The 25,026-nt window shown below is 46.0% G+C and carries 18 protein-coding genes; 16 read left to right on the top strand and 2 right to left on the bottom strand.

From position 1 onward, the window contains the following. Positions 1 to 387: 387 nt before the first annotated feature. The 12 genes from AACQ93_RS11570 (at position 388) to AACQ93_RS11515 (ending at position 17,303) form a co-directional block, all read left to right on the top strand. Positions 388 to 1,803: an SLC13 family permease gene (locus tag AACQ93_RS11570; RefSeq protein WP_064605152.1), complete on the top strand. Its 1,416-nt coding sequence runs from the start codon at positions 388 to 390 to the stop codon at positions 1,801 to 1,803. Between the two features lie 41 nt (positions 1,804 to 1,844). Beyond that, positions 1,845 to 3,170 (top strand): sensor histidine kinase, encoded by a 1,326-nt coding sequence (locus AACQ93_RS11565; protein WP_064605150.1) that lies wholly within the window; start codon positions 1,845 to 1,847, stop codon positions 3,168 to 3,170. Between the two features lie 9 nt (positions 3,171 to 3,179). Beyond that, positions 3,180 to 3,653, top strand: coding sequence for a response regulator (locus AACQ93_RS11560; RefSeq protein ID WP_007467142.1), 474 nt, complete (start codon positions 3,180 to 3,182; stop codon positions 3,651 to 3,653). Between the two features lie 80 nt (positions 3,654 to 3,733). Beyond that, positions 3,734 to 4,657: a pseudouridine-5'-phosphate glycosidase gene (locus AACQ93_RS11555; protein WP_064605148.1), complete on the top strand. Its 924-nt coding sequence runs from the start codon at positions 3,734 to 3,736 to the stop codon at positions 4,655 to 4,657. A gap of 90 nt (positions 4,658 to 4,747) precedes the next feature. Next, the gene (locus AACQ93_RS11550) at positions 4,748 to 7,234 is read left to right on the top strand and encodes a zinc/cadmium/mercury/lead-transporting ATPase (RefSeq protein ID WP_064605146.1); all 2,487 of its coding nucleotides are present in this window, start codon (positions 4,748 to 4,750) and stop codon (positions 7,232 to 7,234) included. Between the two features lie 331 nt (positions 7,235 to 7,565). Next, positions 7,566 to 8,333, top strand: a complete 768-nt coding sequence (gene udp / locus AACQ93_RS11545) for a uridine phosphorylase (RefSeq protein ID WP_064605144.1) — start codon at positions 7,566 to 7,568, stop codon at positions 8,331 to 8,333. Between the two features lie 1,089 nt (positions 8,334 to 9,422). Next, positions 9,423 to 11,993, top strand: coding sequence for an alpha-glucosidase (gene ygjK / locus AACQ93_RS11540; protein ID WP_064605140.1), 2,571 nt, complete (start codon positions 9,423 to 9,425; stop codon positions 11,991 to 11,993). Between the two features lie 243 nt (positions 11,994 to 12,236). Next, a complete protein-coding gene (locus tag AACQ93_RS11535; RefSeq protein WP_064605138.1) occupies positions 12,237 to 12,989 on the top strand; it encodes an outer membrane lipoprotein-sorting protein in 753 nt (250 codons plus the stop codon). 16 nt (positions 12,990 to 13,005) lie between these two features. Then, complete coding sequence (locus tag AACQ93_RS11530; protein ID WP_064605136.1) at positions 13,006 to 14,235, top strand: ABC transporter permease; 1,230 nt, start codon at positions 13,006 to 13,008, stop codon at positions 14,233 to 14,235. Continuing rightward, complete coding sequence (locus AACQ93_RS11525) at positions 14,225 to 15,442, top strand: ABC transporter permease (RefSeq protein WP_064605135.1); 1,218 nt, start codon at positions 14,225 to 14,227, stop codon at positions 15,440 to 15,442. Before AACQ93_RS11530 ends, AACQ93_RS11525 begins: the two co-directional genes overlap by 11 nt. Beyond that, complete coding sequence (locus AACQ93_RS11520; RefSeq protein ID WP_064605133.1) at positions 15,442 to 16,125, top strand: ABC transporter ATP-binding protein; 684 nt, start codon at positions 15,442 to 15,444, stop codon at positions 16,123 to 16,125. Before AACQ93_RS11525 ends, AACQ93_RS11520 begins: the two co-directional genes overlap by 1 nt. Positions 16,126 to 16,169: 44 nt before the next feature. Then, positions 16,170 to 17,303 (top strand): hypothetical protein, encoded by a 1,134-nt coding sequence (locus AACQ93_RS11515; protein WP_157097562.1) that lies wholly within the window; start codon positions 16,170 to 16,172, stop codon positions 17,301 to 17,303. 101 nt (positions 17,304 to 17,404) lie between these two features. Here the strand turns inward: AACQ93_RS11515 and AACQ93_RS11510 are convergent, their stop codons facing one another. Further along, complete coding sequence (locus AACQ93_RS11510) at positions 17,405 to 18,571, bottom strand: Card1-like endonuclease domain-containing protein (RefSeq protein WP_007467126.1); 1,167 nt, start codon at positions 18,569 to 18,571, stop codon at positions 17,405 to 17,407. Positions 18,572 to 18,962: 391 nt separating this feature from the next. On the opposite strand from AACQ93_RS11510, the gene treR reads away from it, so the two are divergent. The 3 genes from treR (at position 18,963) to treC (ending at position 23,292) form a co-directional block, all read left to right on the top strand. After that, on the top strand, positions 18,963 to 19,907 hold the full coding sequence (treR, locus tag AACQ93_RS11505; protein WP_064605131.1) for a trehalose operon repressor TreR: 945 nt from the start codon (positions 18,963 to 18,965) through the stop codon (positions 19,905 to 19,907). Between the two features lie 198 nt (positions 19,908 to 20,105). Beyond that, positions 20,106 to 21,536: a PTS trehalose transporter subunit IIBC gene (gene treB, locus AACQ93_RS11500; protein ID WP_064605129.1), complete on the top strand. Its 1,431-nt coding sequence runs from the start codon at positions 20,106 to 20,108 to the stop codon at positions 21,534 to 21,536. 76 nt (positions 21,537 to 21,612) lie between these two features. Further along, the gene (gene treC, locus AACQ93_RS11495; RefSeq protein ID WP_064605127.1) at positions 21,613 to 23,292 is read left to right on the top strand and encodes an alpha,alpha-phosphotrehalase; all 1,680 of its coding nucleotides are present in this window, start codon (positions 21,613 to 21,615) and stop codon (positions 23,290 to 23,292) included. Positions 23,293 to 23,390: 98 nt separating this feature from the next. On the opposite strand, the gene AACQ93_RS11490 is transcribed toward treC, so the two are convergent. After that, positions 23,391 to 24,029, bottom strand: coding sequence for a LysE family translocator (locus tag AACQ93_RS11490; RefSeq protein WP_007467119.1), 639 nt, complete (start codon positions 24,027 to 24,029; stop codon positions 23,391 to 23,393). Between the two features lie 328 nt (positions 24,030 to 24,357). Between AACQ93_RS11490 and AACQ93_RS11485 the strand changes: the two genes are divergently transcribed. Beyond that, on the top strand, positions 24,358 to 24,966 hold the full coding sequence (locus AACQ93_RS11485; RefSeq protein WP_064605125.1) for a hypothetical protein: 609 nt from the start codon (positions 24,358 to 24,360) through the stop codon (positions 24,964 to 24,966). Positions 24,967 to 25,026 lie beyond the last annotated feature (60 nt).

Genomic DNA, 25,026 nt, shown 5'->3' with positions numbered 1-25,026 from the left:
TCTTTATTTACGACAAGCTTTTATCTTCTGTTTAATCAGTGACTTCAAACTGTATTACTGCCTTGCTCATAGCATCACAAATCAGATAAAAACTATTTATAATTCACTTGTTTAGTGATCTGATTCTAAGTTCACGCCTTCATTTTTCTTCACAATGTAACCTGCAAAAGAGCTGTATATCCAAACAACTTCACTAATTCGGATGTGGTATGAGTCCGGCAGTGAGTTCTGAAGTCGTTTGGTTATATATCTGCCAGCAGTAAATCATTTGTTGGCAGTTGCTCATGCTTGAGTGCTATTTCTTCCAATAAGAATTCCCAATAAAAAATAAAGGATGAATACAGGCATGAAGGACAGGTTTTTTTGCTTTAAGGGAATAATTACAACATGCGTCAATATCTGAAGTATATCATACCGATCCTTATACCGCTTCTTATCTTAATTTTGCCTGCATCGGCATTTCCTGTTGATGGGCTAACCATTATTCAGCAGCGAGTTATTGCTATCTTCCTGTTGGCTGCACTGTGCTGGGTGTTCGAGCCTATTCCTATTTATGCCACGTCTGTTGTGATTATTGTGCTGGAATTGCTGTTGCTGTCGGATAAAGGGCTTTACCTGTTCCGTCGTGCAGAAGGGCAACCGCATTTCGGTGAACTGCTGAATTACAGCGATATTATGGCTGCCTTTGCCAGCCCAATCATTATGCTGTTTCTTGGTGGTTTTTTCCTTGCTATGGCGGCAACCAAATATCGTTTGGATGTAAACCTTGCACGTGTATTGCTCAGGCCGTTTGGTACTCAACCAAAGTATGTGATGTTTGGCCTGATGCTGATCACCGCTGTTTTCTCGATGTTTATGTCTAATACTGCAACTACGGCGATGATGCTGTCGATTCTGGCACCGGTTATCGCTCTGTTTGGCAGCAAAGATCCGGGAAAAATCGCTTTCGCACTTTGTATTCCGGTTGCGGCTAATATCGGCGGTATTGGTACTCCTATCGGTACTCCGCCTAATGCGATTGCTTTGAAATACCTCACAGGTGAAAACCTGATCACCTTTGGTGAGTGGATGTTCTTTGGTGTGCCGTTTGTTGCGGTATTACTGGTGTTTGCCTGGGGGCTGATAAACCTTCTTTATCCGGCCAAACAGGAAAAAATAGAGCTGACTATCAAAGGTAAGTTTCTCAAAACGCCGAAGGCAATCACGGTTTATGTCACTTTTGCCCTGACGATTATTTTATGGCTGATGGGTTCGGCGCATGGTATGAACGCATACACGGTCGCACTGATCCCGGTAGCGGTCTTCTCATTGACTGGCATCATCAACAAGGAAGATCTCAAGAAGATTTCCTGGGACGTGCTGTGGTTGGTTTCCGGTGGTATCGCACTCGGACTGGCGTTGGATCAGACCGGGCTTGCCCGCCTGATGGTGCACAGTATTCCGTTCGACAGCTATTCGCCGTATGTTGTTTTGGGCGGCTCGGCGATTCTGTGTCTGACAATGGCCAATTTCATGTCACATACCGCCACGGCAAACCTCTTAATGCCTATTATGGCGGCGTTAGGAACCTCAATGGTTAGCCTTGTTCCGCTTGGCGGTGAGATCACCTTGATTCTAGTGGTGACCTTTGCTGCTTCATTGGGGATGTCGCTGCCGATCAGTACACCACCGAATGCGCTGGCGCATGCGACAGGTCATGTTGAAAGCAATCAGATGGCGCGGGTGGGAGTTATTATCGGTGTAGTTGGTGTCGTGCTGAGTTTCGTCATGATTTGGTTGCTGCATATGATTGATCATATCTGAGTTCAGAAGAGCCTGGGTTGCAATTAGTTTACGGAGAACACATGTACCAGCCGAAAACACTACAGCGCATCATTGATATTTATTTTACTAATCCTGAACGGGTGATTTCGGTAAAGGCCGGGACGCAGGTGCTGCGCCAGGATGGTTTCAATGACAGGCTGTACTGGGTAAAGCATGGGGAACTGTGCGGGTATCTGCAAAATGATAATAACAGCCTGACGGCGAGGATATTCCGGGTCCGACAGGGGATGTTTTTTGGCGTTCACAGTTTTTTTTCCCGTACTCTGGTGGCATCAACAACGGTGATTGCAGAAACAGACAGTGAGCTGGCCTGGATCGATCTTGACACCCAGGCCGTTGAACCAGAAGTATACGGTTCACTCAGTGAGCAGTTTATGCCGGTGATGATGCATGAACTGGCACAGCGTCAGGTGCTGGCCGGTATGCAGGCTTTTGAAAAAGAAAAAGCGCTGCAGAAACTTTATGCTGCCGAGCAGATGACCACGCTGGGACAACTGGCAGCGGGTATTGCCCATGAACTCAATAATGCAGTGGGGGTGCTGAGCAGCAAAACCGAAGGTTTGCAGGGCGCAATTTGTCGCTTCTTGCAAGAAAGCAAACCGGAGGTTAGCCATTTCCTTGAACTCGGTATTGATCATGGTCAGCAGGCACCTTCGGCACAAGTGCGTAAAAGAGCTCGTGAGTTACAGGAAATGTACGGGCTAGGACGGGAGCAGGCAAGGCAATTGGCCCGGGCTCAGCCCCAAGGTGAAATACCTGCTTCCTGGTTAGCAAACCTTGATGAAGCATTGCAGTACTGGGATTTAGGGCGAGATTTGCATGACATGCGCCTGGCATCCAAACACGCTACTTGTATTGTCCGTTCAGTGAAGCAGTTGGGCGGAACCGATAATGTTCGCCAGCCAGATATCGATCTTAACGACACCATCAATAAATCCTTGTCATTGCTTCAAAGTAACCTGCGTCGGGTCAATGTCGTGCTCCGGCCTGGTGAGTTGCCATTAATGTCGGCCAGTTCCACCGAACTGGTGCAGATTTGGGTCAATATCATTAAGAACGCCTGTGATGCAATGGAAGAGACACCTGAGCCCCAGCTGGAAATTACAACCCGGCATTCAAAGAATCGTCTGCTTGTCACTATCAGCAATAACGGGCCTATGATAGATGAAGCAACCCGAAGAAAAATATTCCAGCCAAATTTCACCACTAAAAAGGGTGGTCTTTCATTTGGTTTAGGTCTGGGTCTGGCGATAGTCCAGCGAATTGTGCACAGCTACGGTGGCACGATTGCGCTTAAAAGTGACCCGGAGACAACAAGATTTCGGATTAAACTACCAATCACGTAAGGGATGGTCATGGAAAAACTTAATATCATCTGCGTAGATGATCAGAGGGAAGTGCTAAGTGCCGTTTTAAAGGATTTAGCGCCGCTGAATGACTTCTTCAATGTTGAGGATTGTGAATCAGCGGATGAGGCACTTGAGTTGATCGACGAGCTTGATGCAGAAGGGGAGTTTATTGCACTGGTGATTTCGGATCATGTGATGCCGGGAAAAACCGGGGTAGAGCTGTTAACTGAAATATCTCAGGACATGCGGTTTACTCAGACTAAGAAAGTGCTGCTTACAGGTCAGGCAACGCATCAGGATACGATTGAGGCGATTAACCGTGCCCGCATTGAAAGTTATTTTGAAAAGCCCTGGAAGGCCGAGGCATTGCTGACCACAGCCCGCAGCCTGATTACTGAATACATCTTTGACATGGGGCTGGATTATCAACGCTGGGCTGACATTTTAGATAACAGTGTTGTTTTCAGGCGACTGCGTTAAGAATTTATGCTCTGCCTGCGATGGCTTTGTTGTTATTAGCGACTAATATCCAAACATAACCCAAGCACCGAGGAACGCCTATGTGTCAGGATTATCTGGATATTCATCCGGAAGTAAACAAGGCATTGCAGTCGGGGAGACCGGTTGTCGCTCTGGAATCGACCATTATCTGCCACGGTATGCCGTATCCGCAAAATGCTGAAACGGCTTTAAAAGTGGAACAGATTGTCAGAACTAGTGGTGCGATACCGGCGACTATTGCGATCTTGAACGGGCGACTGAAAATAGGCCTGACCCATGACGAAATCGAATATCTCGCTAAATCCGGAAGGGGCGTTGTTAAGGTCAGCAGGCGGGATATTCCGTATATTGTCAGTTCTAAATCAGATGGTGCGACAACAGTTGCATCGACCATGATCCTGGCAAATATGGCCGGGATTCACGTATTTGCGACCGGTGGTATTGGTGGCGTTCACCGTGGTGCCTCCGAGACATTTGATATTTCCGCTGATTTGCAAGAGTTGGCTAATACGGATGTGGCAGTGATTTGTGCGGGGATAAAGTCCGTGCTCGATATCGGCTTGACACTGGAATATCTGGAAACGCAGGGCGTGCCGGTTGTCGGTTACCAAACTCAGCAACTTCCTGCTTTCTATTGTCGAGAAAGCGGATTTGATGTTGATTGTCAGTTGGACTCGCCGGAGCAGGTTGCTCGGTTACTGAACACTAAGTGGGATATGGGAATAAAAGGCGGTGTTGTGGTTGCCAATCCTATTCCTGAAGATTACGCCATGGAAAAGACCCGAATGGACAGCGTAATTATTGGTGCCATTACTGAAATGAATAAGGTTGGTATCAGGGGTAAAGACACTACGCCATTTTTACTGGCAGAAGTTGCTGAGAAAACGTCAGGAGAAAGCTTGAATGCCAATATCGCACTGGTTTTCAATAACGCCAGAGTGGCTGCTCAGATTGCGATAAGTTTAGAGAACCTGAAAAAGTGAGCCGCAACCGATTTTGTTCTTGACCTTTGAGTCGACTCCAAGGTTTATAGTTATTGCAAATGGGAAATAATCGCATATAGGAGTAAAACCATGTGTGCTCAATGCAATAACAAAAAACCACATATTCATACCGTTCAGCCAGCAACAGCAAATGCCAGCTCTGTTCGCGTAGAACATGGGGTGACTGAGCCGTGCTGCTGTTCTGCTGGTACAGCAACCGTCTGCTATGCAGATTCAGAAAGCAGCGGCGATCCTGGCTCCGATGATGATCCTGCCGGGCGAAAACCGTCCTTTATTATTAATTCCATCTCGAAAATTATCGGTAATTCTTTCACATTTTCTATTTTCCAAACAGACAGTTCCGCTCCGTCAGAGTCAGTATCACCTTCATCTTGTCGTTCCGATTGCTGTTCTGATCATGTTAATGACGTTGATGAGCCGGAGCTGGAAAAAGAGCTGCTCAAATCATCAAATGGCCAAACCCTGAGCTGGAAAATCCAGAATATGGATTGTCCTAGCTGTGCCCGTAAGCTTGAAAAAGCGTTATCTGTCGTTGATGGATTGCAGAGTGCTAAAGTTTTATTTGCCACCCAAAAGCTGGTGGTAAGCGGTGTTGGTGCTAGTCTGGCAATAGCTGTCGAAGAAAAAGCAAAGGAAACAGGTTTCCCATTGGTTTCTGCCCGCGGTAATAAAGAAAAAACAGAAAACCATAATACCATCAGGCCGTATATCCCTGTTTTAACCATTGCTGTCATGATGGCGGTGTCGGTTCTGATTAATCGCAGCTCGGAAACATACGGCCTGATAGCTTTCACGCTGACCACACTAATTGGTCTAATCCCGATTGTTAAACAAGCTATCAACTTAGCAAAGGGCGGAACGCCGTTTTCGATTGAGACCCTGATGACAGTGGCAGCAGTTGGTGCATTGTATTTAGGTGAAACTGCTGAAGCCGCAATGGTTCTGTTGCTGTTTTTGATTGGTGAACAGCTTGAAGGTTACGCATCCGCCCGCGCTCGAAGTGGTGTTAAAGCTTTGATGGATCTTGTTCCTGAAAAAGCTTTGGTTATCCGCCCGGACGGCACCAGAGAAAAAGTTGCAGCAGAAGAGCTGAAAAAAGGTGATGTGATTGAAGTGGCACCGGGTGGACGTCTGCCTGCTGATGCCGTTTTAACTGAAACTTCAGCAAGCTTCGATGAAAGTGCGCTGACCGGGGAGTCAGTTCCGGTTGAACGCCTGCGTGGTGAAAAGGTGATGGCTGGCTGTCTGGTTTCAGATAAGCAGGTTCAGCTGAGAATTGTTTCTGAGCAGGGGGATAATGCCATCGACCGTATCCTTCACCTGATTGAAGATGCCGAATCCCGAAAAGCACCGCTGGAGCGTTTTATTGATCGCTTCAGTAGTTTGTACACTCCGGCCATGATTGCGTTGGCGGCATTAGTCATCGTGATTCCGCCGTTGTTGTTCGGTCAGGACTGGAGTGAGTGGATTTATAAAGGCCTGACTTTGTTACTAATTGCATGTCCTTGTGCCTTGGTTATTTCGATTCCAGCTGCGATTACTTCGGGCCTGGCGGCAGCAGCACAACGTGGTGCCCTGATTAAAGGTGGTGCCGCATTGGAGCAGTTAGGGCATATCGAAACCGTTGCTTTTGATAAAACGGGTACCCTGACTCAGGGTAAGCCAGTTGTGACTGATGTTGTAAGTTGGGATGGTGATGAAGACAAACTGCTTTATCAGGCCGCAGCTGTTGAGGACGGTTCGTTGCACCCGCTGGCACAGGCTGTGGTTAATGCGGCTCAGGCGCGAGGATTAAAGCTGGATGTAGCCGATGAACGAGAAGCTTTGCCGGGTAAGGGCATTCAGGGGGTAATTGGTGGTGATACCTTATTGCTGGCTGCAGCGGATCGTTTGCCTGCATTAGTACAGTTAACAGCAGGACAGAAAACAGAGGCTGAACTGCTGGAAGGTGAAGGAAAAACCCTGGTAGTCGCGGTTCGTAACGATGAACCCGTTGGCTTGATTGCATGGCGAGACAATCTGCGTAATGACACCCGTGAAGCGATTAAAATCCTTAAGGCGATGGGGATTCATTCAGTCATGCTAACCGGTGATAATCCGCGTGCTGCTGCGGCTATCGCCAGAGAGATCGATATTGATTATCGTGCTGGCCTGTTACCCGCAGATAAAGTAACTGAGGTTGAACTTGCTAATAAAAATGCCAAAGTGGCGATGGTCGGGGATGGCATTAATGATGCGCCAGCAATGAAAACCGCATCCATTGGTATCGCAATGGGTGGAGGTACTGATGTGGCGCTGGAAACCGCAGATGCAGCCCTGACTCATAACAGAATTTCAGAGTTGCCGGAAATGATAGCGTTGTCCCGCGCGACACTGAGCAATATTCGCCAAAATATTTTTATTGCCCTGGGGCTGAAAGGTGTCTTCCTTGTAACGACCTTACTTGGCTTGACTGGTCTGTGGGTTGCAGTTCTGGCTGACAGTGGAGCGACTGCTTTGGTGACATTGAATGCATTGAGGTTGTTACGCTTTGAGTCAAAAGTGAAACGTACTTAATGCTCTGATGGAAAAACATTCAAAAGCATCGCCTTGTGCGATGCTTTTTTATTGAGATTAATTTTGTGATAAAGCGCAAAGGTAACCGTTTTTATGTGATCTAGCTCTCTCTGGGGTGAAAAATGAAATTCATACTATTTCTCTCAATGTGACTACAATCACTAAAAACTAAAAATCTATCGGCTATCTTTAGCCTTGTGTTTTGTTAATGCTTTTTTTAAGAGCATTGCCAAAACAACAACTTTTTTAGTTTTTTTAATTATTTGATTCATAGCCGCAGGCCTCGAGCGACCCCCTTAATTTCGCGGTAAAGTATAAAAAGGATATGACTATGTCTGACAACGCTGTATTCCACCTAGGTGTAACAAAAGAAGATCTGAATGGTGCTGAACTGGCTATTATTCCAGGTGATCCGGCCCGTGTTGAAAAGATTGCAAACCTGATGGAAAACCCAGAATTTCTGGCCAGTGCTCGTGAATATACTGTTTACCGCGCGAAGATAGACGGCAAATCTGTTGTTGTTTGTTCAACTGGTATCGGTGGCCCATCTACTTCTATCGCAGTTGAAGAATTGGCACAGCTGGGTGTTCGTACTTTCCTACGTGTAGGTACAACTGGTGCGATCCAGCCACACATCAACGTTGGTGACATGATTGTAACAACTGGCTCTGTACGTCTTGACGGTGCGAGCCTGCACTTCGCTCCAATGGAATTCCCAGCAGTAGCAGATTTCAGTGTTGCCACAGCAATGAAAGCAGCATGTGATGCAGACGGCGCAACAGTACACACAGGTGTAACAGCATCAAGTGATACTTTCTACCCAGGCCAAGAGCGTTACGATACATTCTCAGGTCGTGTAGTTCGTCGCTTCCAGGGTTCTATGGACGAGTGGCAGCAAATGGGCGTGCTTAACTTCGAAATGGAATCAGCAACTCTGCTAACCATGTGTGCAAGCTCTGGCCTACGTGCAGGTTGTGTAGCAGGTGTTATCATCAACCGTACTCAGAAAGAAATCCCTGATCACGCGACTCTGAAAGAAACTGAAAAGCGTTCTATCAAGGTGGTAGTTGAAGCTGCTCGCCGTATGCTGGCTGAGTAACCCTATCACTGGTTGTTTGCCTCAATCTCTTCATCGGGAATGCTCATTTATGTATATAAACTCTGCGTTCCCTCTTCGACCTTGAGGCAAATTCCTGCGTGCTAGCAGTTAGCAGTAATGATTATAAAACCGATGCTTAGGCATCGGTTTTTTCGTATGAAGACTTTGTTGGAAGTGTTCATTGATAGTCATCAACTGCGCGCTTCCGCCTTGTTCACGAATTAAATTCCTACGGGCTTGATTGTAATAGATTACAGAGAACCGGCGTATTGCGTCGGTATTTTATTGCCTCAATCTCTTCATCGGGAATGCTCATTTATGTATATAAACACCGCGTTCCTTCTTCGACCTTGAGGCAAATTACTGCGTGCTAGTAGTTAGCAGTAATGATTATAAAACCGATGTTTAGGCATCGGTTTTTTCGTTTTATTACCCCAATGAGTCAGATAATGAGTACTTATAATGGGATATTTAGTATGCTTTTATTCATGCTCAGGGGGAAATTTAACTTGGGTATTAGCTTGGTTATGAATAAGGGGTATATTCATTTTATAAATATTTTTTATAAGGTGTTTAATCATGTAAGCGGAATCATTGCCTCTATACTTCTGTTACTTAAGAGAGCTATCTGAAACTTATTTAACTAAACTGTGTAATACATGTGTGCTCTAAGTTTGTTTTTAAATAAATAATATTGAAGTGAATGCATGTGAAGTGTGACTTTCTGTCAGGTTATTTTATTTAACTTGGTTAAATGACCCTTTGTTTATGTAACAAAGAATAGAAATGCAAGAGCTGGTTAATATCAATCAAATTTGATGTTAATTGTATAAGGTTTCAATCTTATTGTGATATTGAGTCCAATAAATCATTAATCTCAGTGAATAATATTCGATGTTTTTATTGGTGTTATTCAATTGATAGTTGATAATTGAGTCAGCAAAATAATGAATGGTGATAAAGATCTATTTTACTTAGTTTCCAACTTTATATTATCGCCCCGTCATTGATGCCTGATTTTCAATGCGCTGAATAATAAATCGCCGTGAGAATAAATAAACACGGTATATATAATAACGGGGAACAGAAATGCATTTTCATAAATCATTATTAGCCATTATGGTTGGCTCTGCTATCACTCTGTCCGGATGTAATAGCAGCAGTAATAATACTGATGGCAAACAGGTTGATATTCCGATACCACCGTCCAGCAACTTTATTAACGTGATTGATCGCACCGGTAATCCAGAATACCTGCGTGATTATGATAAATATGACAACTTGAAGTTTAATGCTTTTGTCGATAACGGTGCCTGGCATGGTCATCTTCTGCCTGCTGATGCTAATGGTTATGGTTCTTTTGGCGGAATCATGCAGGTAACTCAGGAGTATGCCCACTTCATGTCGGGACAGGAGTTTGATAAGTTACATTTGCTCGATAAGAAAGCGGGCAAGCAGATTGATTTATCGTCAGCCCAGGCCAATATTTACAGTACACCCGGAGCCTTGGTTCAGGTTCTCAAAACTGATTTGGTTAATGTTCAGATGGTGTTGCGTTTTGTCACAGACAGAACTTCACTGGTTGAAACTCAGATCACAAACTTGACTGATCAGAGTATGGAGCTTGAATTAACCTGGGATGGTGAACTTTTACAGAGAGCACTTTCAAGTAAAGGTTATGAAAGTAAATCTATTGATGAGGTATATCCGAAATATAATCGCAGGATAATCTCAATAGATAATGGTATTAAAATTAGTTTTGGTGATATGAAAAATAACTACGCAATTCGAAACGATGCTGATGCTGAATTCAGAGTTGTTCGTTCAATTGATACGGATACCATTACTAATGAAACATCATTTAAGTCGACAGGCTATAAAAATATAGCACCGAAGAAAACTGAGATAATTTATACAACGTACTCTAATCTGCACAATGCGAAAGAAGTGCAGAATGAAGAAATAAAAGTTACCGATATTTTAGCGCATCCCCATAAATATATGGAACAAGCTCAGACTCGCTGGGATTCCTATATAGCAAAAGGCATGTCGAACAACCAGGCAACACCTGATCAGGCACGCGTGGGTGTAAAAGCTATGATGACCTTAAATGGTAACTGGCGATCAGCTGCCGGAGACATTAAACAAGCCACAGTTACACCTTCTGTTACCGCTCGTTGGTTCTCTGGAAACCTGACCTGGCCTTGGGATACCTGGAAGCAAGCCTATGCTATGGCGCATTTCAATCCTGATGTTGCGATGGATAATATTCGCACTGTATTCCAGAACCAAATTCAGGAAACGGATCCAATTCGACCTCAGGATAAAGGGTATCTGTTGGATGTTGTTTCTTATACAGCACCTGATTATCGTGATGGGGCGGGTTCTGAAAACTGGAATGAGCGCAATACCAAACCGTCTTTGGCTGCATGGTCAGTGATGGAAGTGTATAACGCATTGAAAAATGAGTTTGATCGTCCTGAAGATGCTCAGAAGTGGATAGATGAAATGTATCCTAAATTGGTGGCCTATCATGACTGGTGGCTGAGGAATCGTGATCATAATGGTAACGGTGTTCCTGAATATGGTGCCGCAGTCGACTCTGCGCATAATACGGCTGATGGTCATATGTATGTGTGGGTTAAAACCACGGATGATCTTACAGCTCGTTTTGGTGATGATGTTTTAGCAAAAGAAGGTGATTGGTACAAAGTACAGGGTGTAGCTAACTACAATAAGATCCTTGATGATGTTACCTATCAGGACCTTAGTGTCGGAGCCCAGGTTGCTGCTGGTTGGGAATCGGGGATGGATAATGCTGCTAGATTTGGTTTTATTTCTTCCGAACAGCTCAATGCGTATGCTGAAAAAAATTATTCCGGTGATGTTGAACAAGCGAGAAAAGACTGGGAAGTACGTTTTGCAGAGAACCGCTCTGATGATGATAAGTTGCTAGGTTTTTCTATGTTACAGGAGTCGGTAGACCAGGCTTCTTATATGTACTCTGATAATAAGTACCTGGCAGAATTGGCCGGGTTGGTAACTGCTGGTACAGAAGGAAAAGAGCGTGGACAGGAATTCCTCGATGGGGCGCAAAAGATCAAGGATTACATCAATACTTGTATGTTTGATTCGGGATCTAATTTCTACTATGACATTCAAATCGATGTTGAAGCAGACGGTACTACACCAAAACCGTTAGCAAATGGTTGTGCCGGATTACCGATTACTCAGCGAGGTCGTGGGCCTGAAGGGTGGGGACCGTTGTTTAACGGAGCGGCAACTCAGGAGTTGGCGGATAAAGTTGTGGCAACCATGCTGGATCAAGATGAGTTCAATACCTCGGCGAAGTATCAGGGAGAGGGAATATCCTTGCCAACGGCTGCGCAGTCAAATCCGGCTTATGATGCTGATATCTATTGGCGCGGCAGAGTATGGCTTGATCAGTTCTATTTTGGTGTGCGGGCGATGGAACAATACGGCTATGGTGCCGAAGCGGTACAAATGGCTAATGAGCTTTTCACCAATGCAGAAGGTATGACCGGAGACGGTGCTATCCGCGAGAACTACAATCCTGAAACTGGGGCTGTTCAGGGAGCGACCAACTTTTCCTGGAGCTCAGCCCATATGTACATGCTTTACCGTGAATTTTTCAAATAAGGCTTTTTACCTTTAATAATGTATAGAACCGCTGTCATCTGACAGCGGTTCATTTGTATCTGAACTGATATTTTACGCTTGTCACACTTAGTAATTTGTTTACTGACTAAATCTCCAACCGGATTGTCGGCCTTACTTCTTCTGTCTATATATTAATTACATAACTCAGGTTTTTACCGGACATTTCGAATCTTCGGGTTTACCAACCGGTTATTTCGGGACCATCATGACAAGGAATAGCTTATGCGTGCGTTCTTTTTAATGCTGTTGTGTTTGATTGGACTTGGATCCGGTTGTGTATACGCGCAGTCAGCATCGGAAATTGTCCGGCAGTCCGATTTACAAATGCGTGGTGATTCCAGTTACTCCGAAGCAACGATGAGGATTATCCGTCCGAGCTGGACGCGCTCAATGAGTATGAAAAGCTGGACTAAAGGGTTGGACTTGTCCTTGGTGCTGGTAACGGCACCGGCAAAAGATAAAGGCAGTGCTTCGCTTAAGCGCCAGCGTGAAATGTGGAACTGGATCCCCAGTATTGAGCGGGTGATCAAAATTGCTCCGTCGATGCTGAGTCAGTCATGGATGGGATCGGATTTCACCAATGATGATCTGATTAACCAGTCTTCCATTGTGGTGGACTATCGTCACAAGATGGTCAGGGATGATGAGTTTGATAAAGACCCTTCATGGGTTATTGATGCCTTTGCTAAACCGGATGCGCCAGTGGTCTGGAATAAGGTGAGGTTATGGATTTCCAAAAATAGTTATTTGCAGCGGAAAGTTGAGTTCTATGATGAATTCGATGAGCTGGTTAATACCATGAATACCTATGACGTCCGAGACCTCGGTGGCCGTCAGGTGGCGACCCGGATGGAAATGTTACCGGCGGATAAACCGGGTAATAAAACGGAAATCATCATTCATCAGGCGCAGTTTAACTTTCCGCTCAAAGACGGTTTTTTCTCCCTGAGTCAGATGAAGGCATTGCGCGACTAACGCTACAGGAGCCTTTATGTTACTAAAACTGGCCTGGCGTAATTTATGGCGGCAAAAACGGCGCACAATTCTGACCGCATCAGCACTCGCTTTGGCTCTGGCGTTATCCCTTTTCATGCGTTGCCTGCAGGAAGGCACCTATGCCAATAACATAGAGAATGCCGCTCGTTTTTATACTGGTTTGATACAAATACAGCATCCGGAGTTCTCTGAAAGTCAGAGTATTGATGACCTGCTTCCTGCTAGCAACGCATTTATCACTCCAGTCAGAAACCATCTAAATATCAATCAAATATTGCCGCGCATTGAGTCTTTTGCCCTTGCGGCGGCGGGAGAAAAATCAAAGGGGGTGATGGTATTGGGTGTAGCCCCTGAAAAGGAAGATGCGTATTCCGGAATTGCAAACAAGGTAAGCTCCGGTGAATTTCTCCGTGCGGATGATGACCAGCTCTTAATCGGTGAAGGATTGGCGAAGTTTTTCGGACTTGAAGTAGGGGATGAGCTGATCCTTTATGGGATGGGCTATCGGGGACAAACAGCCGCGGGGCTATATACCATCAAAGGATTACTCGATTTTCCGATGCCACAGCTTGATAACCAGTTGGTTTATATGCCTTTAGCTTTGGCACAATCACTCTACAGTACAGAGCAGCAGGTAACCTCCTGGGTGCTGCATACCAAAGACTTAGCTGAACTGCCCCAAACCGTTACTGATTTGACCCGTGAATATGGCGGGCAGGCGCAGGTTCGTGATTGGGAAGATCTGTCGCCGGAAATGTCGCAGCAAATTGTGATGGATAAAGTCAGCGGGATCATCATGATGTACTTGCTTTATGGGGTCGTCGGTTTTGGCTTGTTTGCCACATTGCTGATGATGACGCTGGAGCGCCAGCGTGAATTTGGGGTGATGCTGGCAACCGGTCTGCTCAGAAGAAAGCTGATTCTGTTGATATGTATTGAGTCTCTGTTTATCGCCATCATTGGCGTCGTTATCGGTTTGTTGGTGGCAACACCGGTTCTCATTTGGTTCTACTACAACCCAATCACGCTGACCGGTGAAGTCGCAGAAATGATCCTTGAGATGGGTTGGGAGCCTGTTATGCCTGTTATGCTGGCTCCCTGGCTTTTCATTGATCAGGTCGTCACTGTACTGGTGTTACTGGCGCTTTGTATGTTGTACCCGATCTGGCGGATCTATCGCCTGGATCTGGTAAGTGCGCTTAAGGGAGGCGGTTATGCTGGTTAAACTGGCCTGGCGCAATCTTTGGCGCAACAAAATTCGTACCGGCATTATGCTCAGTGCCATGGTGTTTGGCCTGATTGGCGCAGTGAGCATGATGGGATTTGTGACTGGTATGTATGCCAGCATGATCCATAACGCCATCGCCTGGCAGACCAGCCACATCCAGGTTCATAACAGCCGCTATCTTAATGATCCCGACATTAATGCAACCATTGTCGATGCATCTCAACTGCAACAAGCGATTGCCGAATTGACGGATGTGAAGGCATGGTCAGCTCGCTTTGTCGCAGATGGGATGGTTGCGTCTGCTCGCAGTGCCCGCGGAGTGAGGATTACCGGTGTTGAACCGGATGCTGAAGCGCAGGTGACACCAATTGCGGAAAGTATTGAGCAAGGGGAATGGCTATCCGACGAGGGGCGAAATCCGGTATTGGTCTCGGTCAAAATGGCGGAGCGCCTGAGGTTGAAGCTGGGATCGAAAGTCGTATTGACGCTGACCAGTGCCAGCGGTGAGGTTACCGGTGGTGCTTTTCGGGTTCGCGGAATATTCAAAACTCCGTCATCGGCTTTTGATGACGGAAACGTATTTGTTCGGCGAACAGATCTAAGCGCTCTGGCTGGCATCGACGGCGTCCATGAAGTCGCAATTCTGCTGGGAAATGATAATGATGCTTTTGCTTTCAAAGATGAATTGCAGGCTCAGATATCATCGCAGAATACGGTTCGCGACTGGCAGGAAGTTCAGCCAATGCTGGCCTCCATTATTAAGCAGATGGGGCCGAGCAATGCCATCATGTTGGGGATTTACGTTGTGGCGTTGGCATTCGGTATCGTCAATATCATGCTTATGTCGGTATTCGAGCGTACCCGGGAGTTCGGAGTTTTGATGGCCGTCGGAATGCAAAAGCACAAGGTGTTCCTGCTTATCATGCTGGAAACAACCTGCTTGGGTGTCTCCGGTGCTGTGCTGGGGATACTGGGTAGTATCGGCTTAGTTGCTGTTTTTCAGCAGACCGGAATTCCATTGGGAAAAATGGCTGAAGGACTGGGGGCATTCGGGGTCGATACCACACTGTATCCTCAGGTGTCAGTGAGTGATTACCAGATGGTTTTTATAACGGTCGTTGCAGCCAGCGTGCTGGCTGCGTTGTACCCGGCGCACCAGATCCTCAAAAAGCGCCCGGTTGATGCAATGGCGGAGAAGCATTAATGACAATTCGAACAAGCCAGCTTTGCAAAACATATAACGAAGAATCTGATTTTCCGGTTCATGCTGTGAAAAGTCTCGATTTGACCATTGAGCAAGGGGAATTCGTTGCCGTTATGGGACCTTCGGGTTCAGGCAAAACCACTTTGCTCAATATGCTTGGCGGAATTGATAAGCCGTCATCGGGCAGGGTGCTGATTGATGACTGTGACATTTGTGAATTACCGGAAAAGTCGTTAATTGCTTTTCGACGGGACCACATTGGCTTTATTTTTCAGGATTACAGTTTGCTGCCTGTTTTGACTGCATTGGAGAATGTCGAATTTGTCATGCAACTTCAGGGACATAGTGAAAAGGAATGTCGTAAGCGCGCCTGCGCATTATTGGAGCAGGTCGGCTTGTCAGAGCAGCAAAATAAAATCCCGGCTAAGTTGTCCGGTGGGCAGCAGCAGCGGGTAGCAGTTGCTCGGGCTTTAGCGCCAAGCCCTCGCTTTGTGATGGCCGATGAGCCGACAGCAAATCTTGATGCTCAAAGTACAGCAGAGCTTTTAGATATCATGCAGCAGCTCAATGAGAAAGAAGGCACAACGTTTATTTTTTCTACCCATGATCCCAGGGTGATCAAACGTGCCCGGCGGGTGATTGTGTTTGAGGACGGGCAACTGACAGAGGATCGCTGCCAGTGAAGAGAATTTGTCGGCTTATCTGCTTGCTAATTGTTGTGTGGAATATGGGCACTGCGCAAGCGCAAATACCCGGATTGGAACCTGAGCAGGACTGGGATTTAACTGGTTATGTGAAGTATATGGCTACCGGTAACTTTCCGGATCAACAGAGCAACGGGTTAGACCACCTTATTCATCAGCGATTTAATTTGGAATATCGCGTTACTCCGGATTTTAGATTAAATGCAGGAATGCGAAATCGTCTGTTTTGGGGGGATACTGCTGAAACCCCGGAATTTGGCCGGTTGGTTGAGCTGGACTTGGGGTACTTTGACTTGTCGACCAATTGGCTGGATAAGAACGGCATCGTCGGGAACTCTCAGTTTGATCGGCTCTATGTTAACTGGGACAAGGACGACTGGCAGTTAAGGGGCGGTCGTTTTCGTATTAACTGGGCAATGACAGCGCTTTGGAATCCTAACGATATCTTTAATTCCTATTCAATTTATGATTTTGATTACGAGGAACGTTCAGGTACTGATGCACTTATGGTCAGTCGCAAGCTTGATTTTGCCAGCTCGGCTGAAGTGGTTTACAGCCCGAGTGAAGATAACAAATTGGAAAGCTATGCCGCCCGTTATCTGTTCAACTATCAGGGCTGGGATATTCAGTTTATTGCTGGAAAAGCAAATCTTGACAGAGTGATAGGTGCTGGTTTCGCTGGGGATATCAAAGGGGCTGGCTTCAGGGGAGAAATCACTTGGTTTAGCCCGACTCGTGATGAATGGCGGGGAGAACCATTGGATTCAACTTCGGTATCAACACTAGAGTTGGATTACAGTTTCGGCGGCAGACGTAACTGGATGACGCGAGCTTCAGTGATGTATATTTCAGAACCATTGGCTCCTGATAATGCACTGCTATTTTTGAATTTACCCCTGACGGCCAGAACACTGAGCTTTACTGAGTGGAGTTGGTATACAGATGCCGGGTTTGATATCACTCCGTTAAGTCGCCTGACTTTTTCCGGCACTTACTATAATGATGATTCGTTTTTTCTCGGAGCCAGTAATACTTATTCCTTAGCTGATGATTGGCAGTTGCTGGCTGTGCTCCAGCGATTTGACGGCAGTAACGAAAGCCTTTTCGGTCAGACGGCAAGTACTCTGTTGTTTATGCAGGTAAGGTGGAGTTTTTGATTGAAAGCGTTCTGGTGGGAAGCGATGGCTCGAAATTAATCGTTAAGGGAAGGGAAATGTGAGGTACGAGAATCTGAATCATCTCGCACCTCATGACAGAATCAGTTAAGGATATGGCTCTGTCCACCGGCATCTTTGAGCCAGTTGTGCAGGTGGGTATGCAGATCACCCAACTGGTCCGGGCCGATAATCGCCAGACCCAGATCCTGTGCGCGAACCAGATCGTGGTGGCGTAGCGGACGGAAACTTACCAGCATGGCACGAGCCTGCAGGCCGCCAAGCAGATCGCGCAGTGATTCCAGCTTGTACAGGGTGTCATCACCGTCATCGCGCATGCCTTTGGTCTTACACTCGATAATATGGAGTTTGTTGTTTACCACCGTTGCAACATCAAGTTCATTGCGAACTTCACGCTCACCAATCTTGCGGTAGACCTGTACACCCAGCGAGTGGTCCTGAATTGTCGGTAGTTCATTCTGAATAGCTCGAACCGTACTGTAGACCAGGTTCTCTAACCACTCCCCGTTAGCAAATCGGCGTGCTTCTTCATGTTTGAACGTCAGCACGCCATCTTTGTAGGTGGCCAGTCCGGTTTCTTCCAGATCGGACAACAACATCCCCAGCTCTTTATAACCTTGTTGTTTTACGCTCAGTTCAACATCCAGGCGTTGTTCTTTTCGGCAGGTTGTTGCAAGGTAGTTCAGAGTCGCCAGACCCGGACCAAGTTCCAATGCGGAGCTTGCCCAACGCTGGCCAAGTTCCCAAAGCTGGTCATTCAGTGCTTCCGGCACACTGTTTTCTGGCAGTTCGCAGCGCGCGCCGAAGATAGTCAGGTAATCAGTCAGCTGAATACGGTCTTCAACCTGTTGTTGCTCACGACCGGCAGGGTACAGCCAGCACATTTCATCACTGTAAGGTTCGATTACGTAAATTGGCCAGTGGTAAGTGCGGAAAACTTCATAGGCTGAAAGCAGACGGTGACGAAGACCGCAGCTTGCATTGAACCAGATCTCCGAGTCTTGCTGCTTCAGTTGCTCAGCCAGTTCATTAAGTCGACCGCGAATTGACGTGACATTAATTGAGTCTGGGATAATAAAGAATTCAGACTGAATGTTACGGGGAATAAGAATGGTGGTCAGGCGTTCAAATTGTTCTTGCTGAGATTCTGTACCGATAAAAATCATTTTATCGGCAGGAATGGCGTGATCGAGTAAGGGAGTGATAAGTCTTACCGGATCCTGATCGATAATGCCAACGTGAGTAATCATAAAATTCCTTATGCTTTAACTCGTGCGGGCTTATTAAAAAGGGAAAACAAAAGAACAGGCCGACACACGACTTCTAGCAATTTATTGCTTTAACTATCATTTAATACCAAACAAACATCGTTCAGTTTGATATAGATATGGGGATGGCTGAACGGAATTTCAAGTAAATACCGCCACCCGGCCAAACATATCCGATTCTGCTCCATGTTATGTCCGCATACTGTAAGTATTTGTCATAAATCGAGACTTTGGTATTTCTTCGACATCATAAATAAAAATTACTCTCATTTGTTCTGAATATAAGGAAATTTAAGTTTGCGTTAAGGAAAAGGATTGAAATCCTTGTCCTGACAGTGACAATAGAGGGCGTTGTCCCTGTTTGTACTGACTTATGACTCAAAAGCTTACTATTTTAGATATCGCGAAATTGGCCGGTGTTGGTAAATCAACGGTTTCGCGTGTACTTACCAATGATCCGAAAGTAAAGCCGGAAACCCGTGAAAAGGTGGAGCAGGTGATCCGTGAGTCGGGTTACGTGCCGTCAAAATCGGCTCAGGCGATGCGCGGCGGCAGTGCGAAAGTTGTCGGTATTATCTTGTCTCGTCTGGATTCCACATCGGAAAACAAAGCGGTACGTGGAATTCTGGAAGTTATCTACCAGGCTGGCTACGACGCTGTGATCATGGAAAGTCAGTTCAGCGCGGAAAAAACGAATGAACACCTTGCAGTACTTCAGAAACGTAATGTAGACGGGGTGATTGTGTTTGGTTTTTCTGACTGTGATTTGTCAGCAATTGAGAAGCTCAAGCACAAGGCGGTTGTGATCGCGGTAGATACCGACAGTATTTCATCTGTTGGTTATGATAATCAGGGTGTTATTGAGCTGGCGATGAACCATTTCATTGAACAGGGTAAGCAGAATATCAGTTATGTTGGTGTTGATCCGAGTGATAAGACCACAGGTCTGATGCGTCTTAATGCTTATCTGGACTGTTGTCAGCGCTTTGGTATTGAGTCGTGTTACCAGACTGGACAACTGAGTCATGAAAGTGCGTATCAACTGGCCGATGATGTGATCAAGACGAAAACTCAGGCTATAGTTTGTGCCAGTGATACCCTAGCCATGGGCGTTGCCAAGCGACTTCAGGAACTGAACCGTACCGATATTCAGGTTTCCGGTGTGGGGGCGACAGATCTTCTCTCCTTTATTTATCCTAATACCTTCAGTATTGACCCCGGTTATCATCAGGCCGGACAATCCTCTGCTAACTTGTTGATTAAACAGCTTAACGGCCAGCATGAGGTGACTCATTTGACTCAGCAGGCAAGCTTGTAGCAGGCATTCTAAGATCATCTTATAGAGTGTGATCGTGGTTGCAGAATAGCGCTACATTGTGAACTGATTCACGCTATGGGAATGTTCCCATTTTATTTTTTCGATAGGTTTGTCATTATTCTTACCAATCAGTGGGAACATTCCCATTAAGCGAAACACAACTACGACATTCCTATTAAACCAAAGATGGATATCGGCATGAGTAAGATTAATCGACAGCAAATCGAGCGTCTGGTGACCTTGATTGGGGGCAGTGAAAACATTGCCAGTGTCAGCCACTGCCTGACACGCCTGCGTTTCGTGCTAAGCGATACTGACAAGGCTAGCGTTAAGGACATTGAACAGATCCCTATGGTGAAAGGTTGTTTCACCAATGCGGGGCAATTTCAGGTAGTAATTGGTACAGAAGTCGACCAGGTTTACAAAGTACTGACTGAGCTGACAGGTAGTGCTGGCGCAAGTAAGGAAGAAGCCAAAGTGGCCGCTCGCCAGAACATGAGTTTGCTGGAACGTGGGATCTCACACCTTGCCGAAATCTTTGTTCCATTGTTGCCAGCGATTATCACCGGTGGTCTGATTCTTGGCTTCCGTAATGTGATCGGCGATATCCGCATGTTCGACGGTCAGACACTGACACAAATCAGTCAGTTCTGGGCGACAGTACACTCCTTCCTGTGGTTGATCGGTGAAGCTATCTTCTTCTTCCTGCCGGTTGGCGTCTGCTGGTCTACAGTGAAAAAACTGGGTGGTACGCCGATTTTGGGTATCGTACTGGGTGTCACACTGGTTTCACCTCAGCTGATGAATGCTTACCTCATTGGTCAGCAGGTTCCTGAAAGCTGGGACTTCGGCTTGTTTGTGATTGAAAAGGTCGGGTATCAGGCCCAAGTTATCCCGGCGATGCTGGCCGGTATTGCTCTGGCAGTTATTGAAACCAACTTGAAGCGTATTATTCCAGCGTATCTGTACCTGGTTATCGTACCGTTCGTTTCTATCATCTTGGCGGTGGTTCTGGCTCACGCATTCATCGGTCCGTTCGGTCGTATGCTGGGTGATGGTGTCGGCTATGCGGCTAAAGTTGCGATGACAGGTGACTTTGCAATTCTGGGCTCCATGATCTTCGGCTTCTTGTATGCGCCGCTGGTGATTACTGGTGTTCACCACACAACAAACGCCATTGACCTTCAACTGATGCAGGATATGGGCGGTACGCCAATCTGGCCTCTGATTGCTCTGTCTAACATTGCTCAGGCATCTGCGGTGGTGGGTATCATTTGGATTAGCAAAAAACACAATGAACGCGAAATTTCAGTACCGGCAGCAATCTCTGCTTACCTGGGTGTTACAGAGCCGGCGATGTACGGTATCAACCTGAAATACAAGTTCCCGATGCTGAGCGCCATGATTGGTTCGGCGATTGCCGCCGCTATCTGTGGTAGTGCTGGTGTGATGGCAAATGGTATCGGTGTTGGTGGTCTGCCTGGCATTCTGTCAATTCAGCCTCAGTACTGGATGGTTTATCTGGTAGCAATGCTGGTGGCCGTTATTGTTCCGATTGCCCTGACATTGGTGATGTACAAACGTGCACAAGCTAAAGGTCAGTTGGAGCAGTCTCCCCAAACTGCTTAACAAACACTTCTCTCGGGTCGCCGGTTATACCGGCGGCCACATCTTCGAAAAGAAATTAACGATCAGGCAATACACGATGAAAGAGCAATTCGAATGGTGGCGTACGGCTACTATTTACCAGATTTATCCTAAAAGCTTTTGTGACAGTGGCAGTCAGGGTACGGGCGATATTCAAGGGATTATTTCAAAGCTCGATTATCTGAAAACATTGGGTGTGGATGCGATTTGGCTGACCCCCGTCTATTGTTCGCCGATGGTCGACAATGGTTACGATATCTCTGATTACTACAATATTAATCCAGATTTCGGCACCATGGCTGATTTTGATCACCTACTTGAAGAAGCTCATCAGCGCGACATGCGAATCGTGATGGATATTGTGGTTAACCACACTTCGACTGAACATGCCTGGTTTAAGTCGGCATTGGGCGATAAAAACAGTCCGTACCGTGATTACTACATTTGGAAAGATCCGGTTGAAGGCCAAGAACCAAACAATTGGCAATCGAAATTCGGCGGTAACGCTTGGGAGCTGGATGAAGCAACCGGCCAGTATTACTTGCATCTGTTTGCGAAAGAGCAGGCTGATTTGAACTGGGAAAACCCGAAGGTTCGTGAAGAAGTGAAAGACATCATCAGCTTTTGGGCTGAAAAAGGCGTTGATGGTTTCCGCCTTGATGTGATTAACCTGATTTCCAAACAACAGGACTTCCCGAGTGATGACATCGGTGATGGCCGTCGATTTTATACTGATGGTCCTCGTGTTCATGAATACCTTCAGGAAATCAGCGAGGCCGTTTTCCAGAAGTATGGTTCTGTAACTGTTGGTGAAATGTCGTCAACAACGCTGGAGCACTGTCAGCAGTATTCATCGCTTGACGGAAAAGAGCTGTCTATGGTGTTCAACTTCCATCACCTGAAGGTTGATTATCCTAACGGTGATAAGTGGACCAAAGCACCGTTTGATTTCCATCAGTTGAAGCAAATTTTCAATCACTGGCAACTTGGCCTGAACGCAAAAGGTTGGGGCGCATTGTTTTGGTGTAACCATGACCAGCCACGCGTCGTGAGTCGCCTGGGTAATGATCAGCAATACAGAGTGGAATCTGCCAAGATGCTGGCTGCATCGGTACATATGATGCAGGGAACTCCATATGTTTATCAGGGCGAAGAAATCGGCATGACTAACCCTGGTTACACTTCAATTGAGCAGTACCGTGATGTAGAAAGTACTAATATGTACGACATCATGGTGAACGAGCAGGGTGTTAGCGAGGACGATATGCTGGCGATTCTGGCTCAGAAGTCGCGCGATAACTCCCGCACCCCAATGCAGTGGAATGATAGCCAGTACGCAGGTTTTTCGAAGGGACAACCATGGCTGGAAGTTGCTGCAAATTATCCGGAAATTAACGCCGATAAAGCAGTTGTCGATGAAAACTCCGTCTTCCATTTCTACCGTAAGCTAATCGCGATGCGTAAGGAAATCGAGGTGATTACGACCGGTGACTATACCGATCTGATGCCGGAAGATGACCGCGTATTCTGTTACAAACGTGAGTCTGAATCTCAAATTCTGGTTTGTATAAACAACTACTACGGTGAAGTAGCAGAGTGCTTCCTGCCGCAAGAGATTGAAGCGGAAAAAGGTGAGTACGTACTGTCAAACTATGAAGGTGTAATGGAGCAGACTCCGAGTAACTGTTTTGCACTACAGCCTTATGAAACTCGTATTTTGCTAATCAATAAGCAGTAAAGAGTTTAAAGCAGTCAGAAAACAATATCAGTTGGCTTAATAAAAAGAGCGCCTGCAAGTTTGCAGGCGCTCTTTTTTATGCAATTCGGAAAGCAAGGTTATGGCGTCGGAATCTGAGATGCCAGCAGCCAAATAGCCAGAATGAAGAAAATCAGCCCCATAAACTTATGCTGGTTAGTTCGGAATTTGTCATTCTTCAGCAGTGATTGTCCCAGACTGCCGACCATAGTGACCAGAAACAGGTTAAACAGCAGCCCAAGTACATTCAGCAGCAGGCCAAGCACCAGCATCTGTTCACCGGATGTAGCTGTTATCTGAGAGGAAACAAACTGTGGCAGGAACAGCACAAAGAAAATCAGAGCTTTAGGGTTTAGCAGGTTGCTGATCACCGCGCGGCGGTACAGGGTCATCGCCAGGCCCGACTGTTGCTCAACTTCCGGGGCATCGGCTGCCTGGGTGCGCATACAGTCCCAGCCCATTTTCAGCAGGTAAGCACCGCCCAGTACACGAAGCACTTCCAGTGCAAACGGGTTCATCGCAATCAGGGCTGAAACGCCCATAGCTGCCAAAAGGGTCAGCATTACGCCAGATGTGGCATTACCAAGGCTGGCAAAGACACCAACTTTTTTGCCATAGCTCAGGCTGGAGCTGGCAATCAATAACATATCCGGTCCCGGGATCAGCAGAAGTGCAATTACCGCAGTCAGGTACACCGGCAAAATGGAGAAATCAATCATGGTTACAGCGTTGTTCGGAAAGGAAGGCTGGATTCTACCTTCAAACCAGATTTGATTGAACACCGAATGAAGCTTTTGTGGTTATATTTTCCTCAAATTGGTTGCGTGGTGGTTTTTTATACTGCTTGAAATTTAACGCAGACAAGTAATGAAGAACTGAATATCTGAAGTGAAAGCCAAATCAGGATATGCCTCTTTCGATTAAAGCAAACCACCTGTGAGCTTAACCGCATTTATGCTTCCAATTGAAAATTCATCTTGTTGCGATAAATGTAGTTGCATATTATGTCTTGATAATTGATCTGTCGTTACTAAGGATTGTCTATTAATGGCTGCATTTCTCGACGCATTGATGTCTTACCCGGTGATTATTTTTTCAATGCCGTTTTGTTTGTTTTTTGCTTTGATGGTCATTGACCTGATTTTCGATTTATCAGATGGCAGCCTTGGTGATGTTGACGGAGTTGATGTTGATTCAGGCTGGTCAGCAAAACTTCTCTTACCGCCAGTGGTTTCTCAGGTTCCGCTTCCTGTTGCATTAACTGTCAGCAGTTTTTTTGCGACTGTTTTAACTTATTACCTTCATTACTATTTATTTAGCCTGCTATCAGGCATGGTGTTTTTGGCCGTTACTGTACCTGCATTATTTATTATTTATTACCTTTCTCTTTATATCTCAGCTTTTGCACTAAAGCCATTGGCACCGGTATTTAGCGCTAAAAATGCATTTGCCAAAATTCAGTTTGAAGGTATGAGAGCCACAGTGCGAAGCAGTAATATTACTTCTGAATATGGTGAAGTAGTGGTTAGTCAGGGCGCTAATGAAATCCAGTTAGATGCTTATACCGAAGGTGATCACGAGATTAAATACGGCGATGAGGTGGTCATCATTTCTAAACATCCGGAATTGGAAAAATATCTGGTTGTCAGAATTTAAATTTCATTTTTTCTGCCTAATACAAGGTTGATCTGAAGCATCAGGTTAACGGAAGTCTTT

Origin of the sequence: Photobacterium sp. J15, assembly GCF_963870815.1 — a bacterium.
Lineage (GTDB): Bacteria > Pseudomonadota > Gammaproteobacteria > Enterobacterales > Vibrionaceae > Photobacterium > Photobacterium marinum.
Note: the sequence above shows the minus strand (reverse complement) of the source record. Positions and strands in the feature narration are given on the sequence as shown.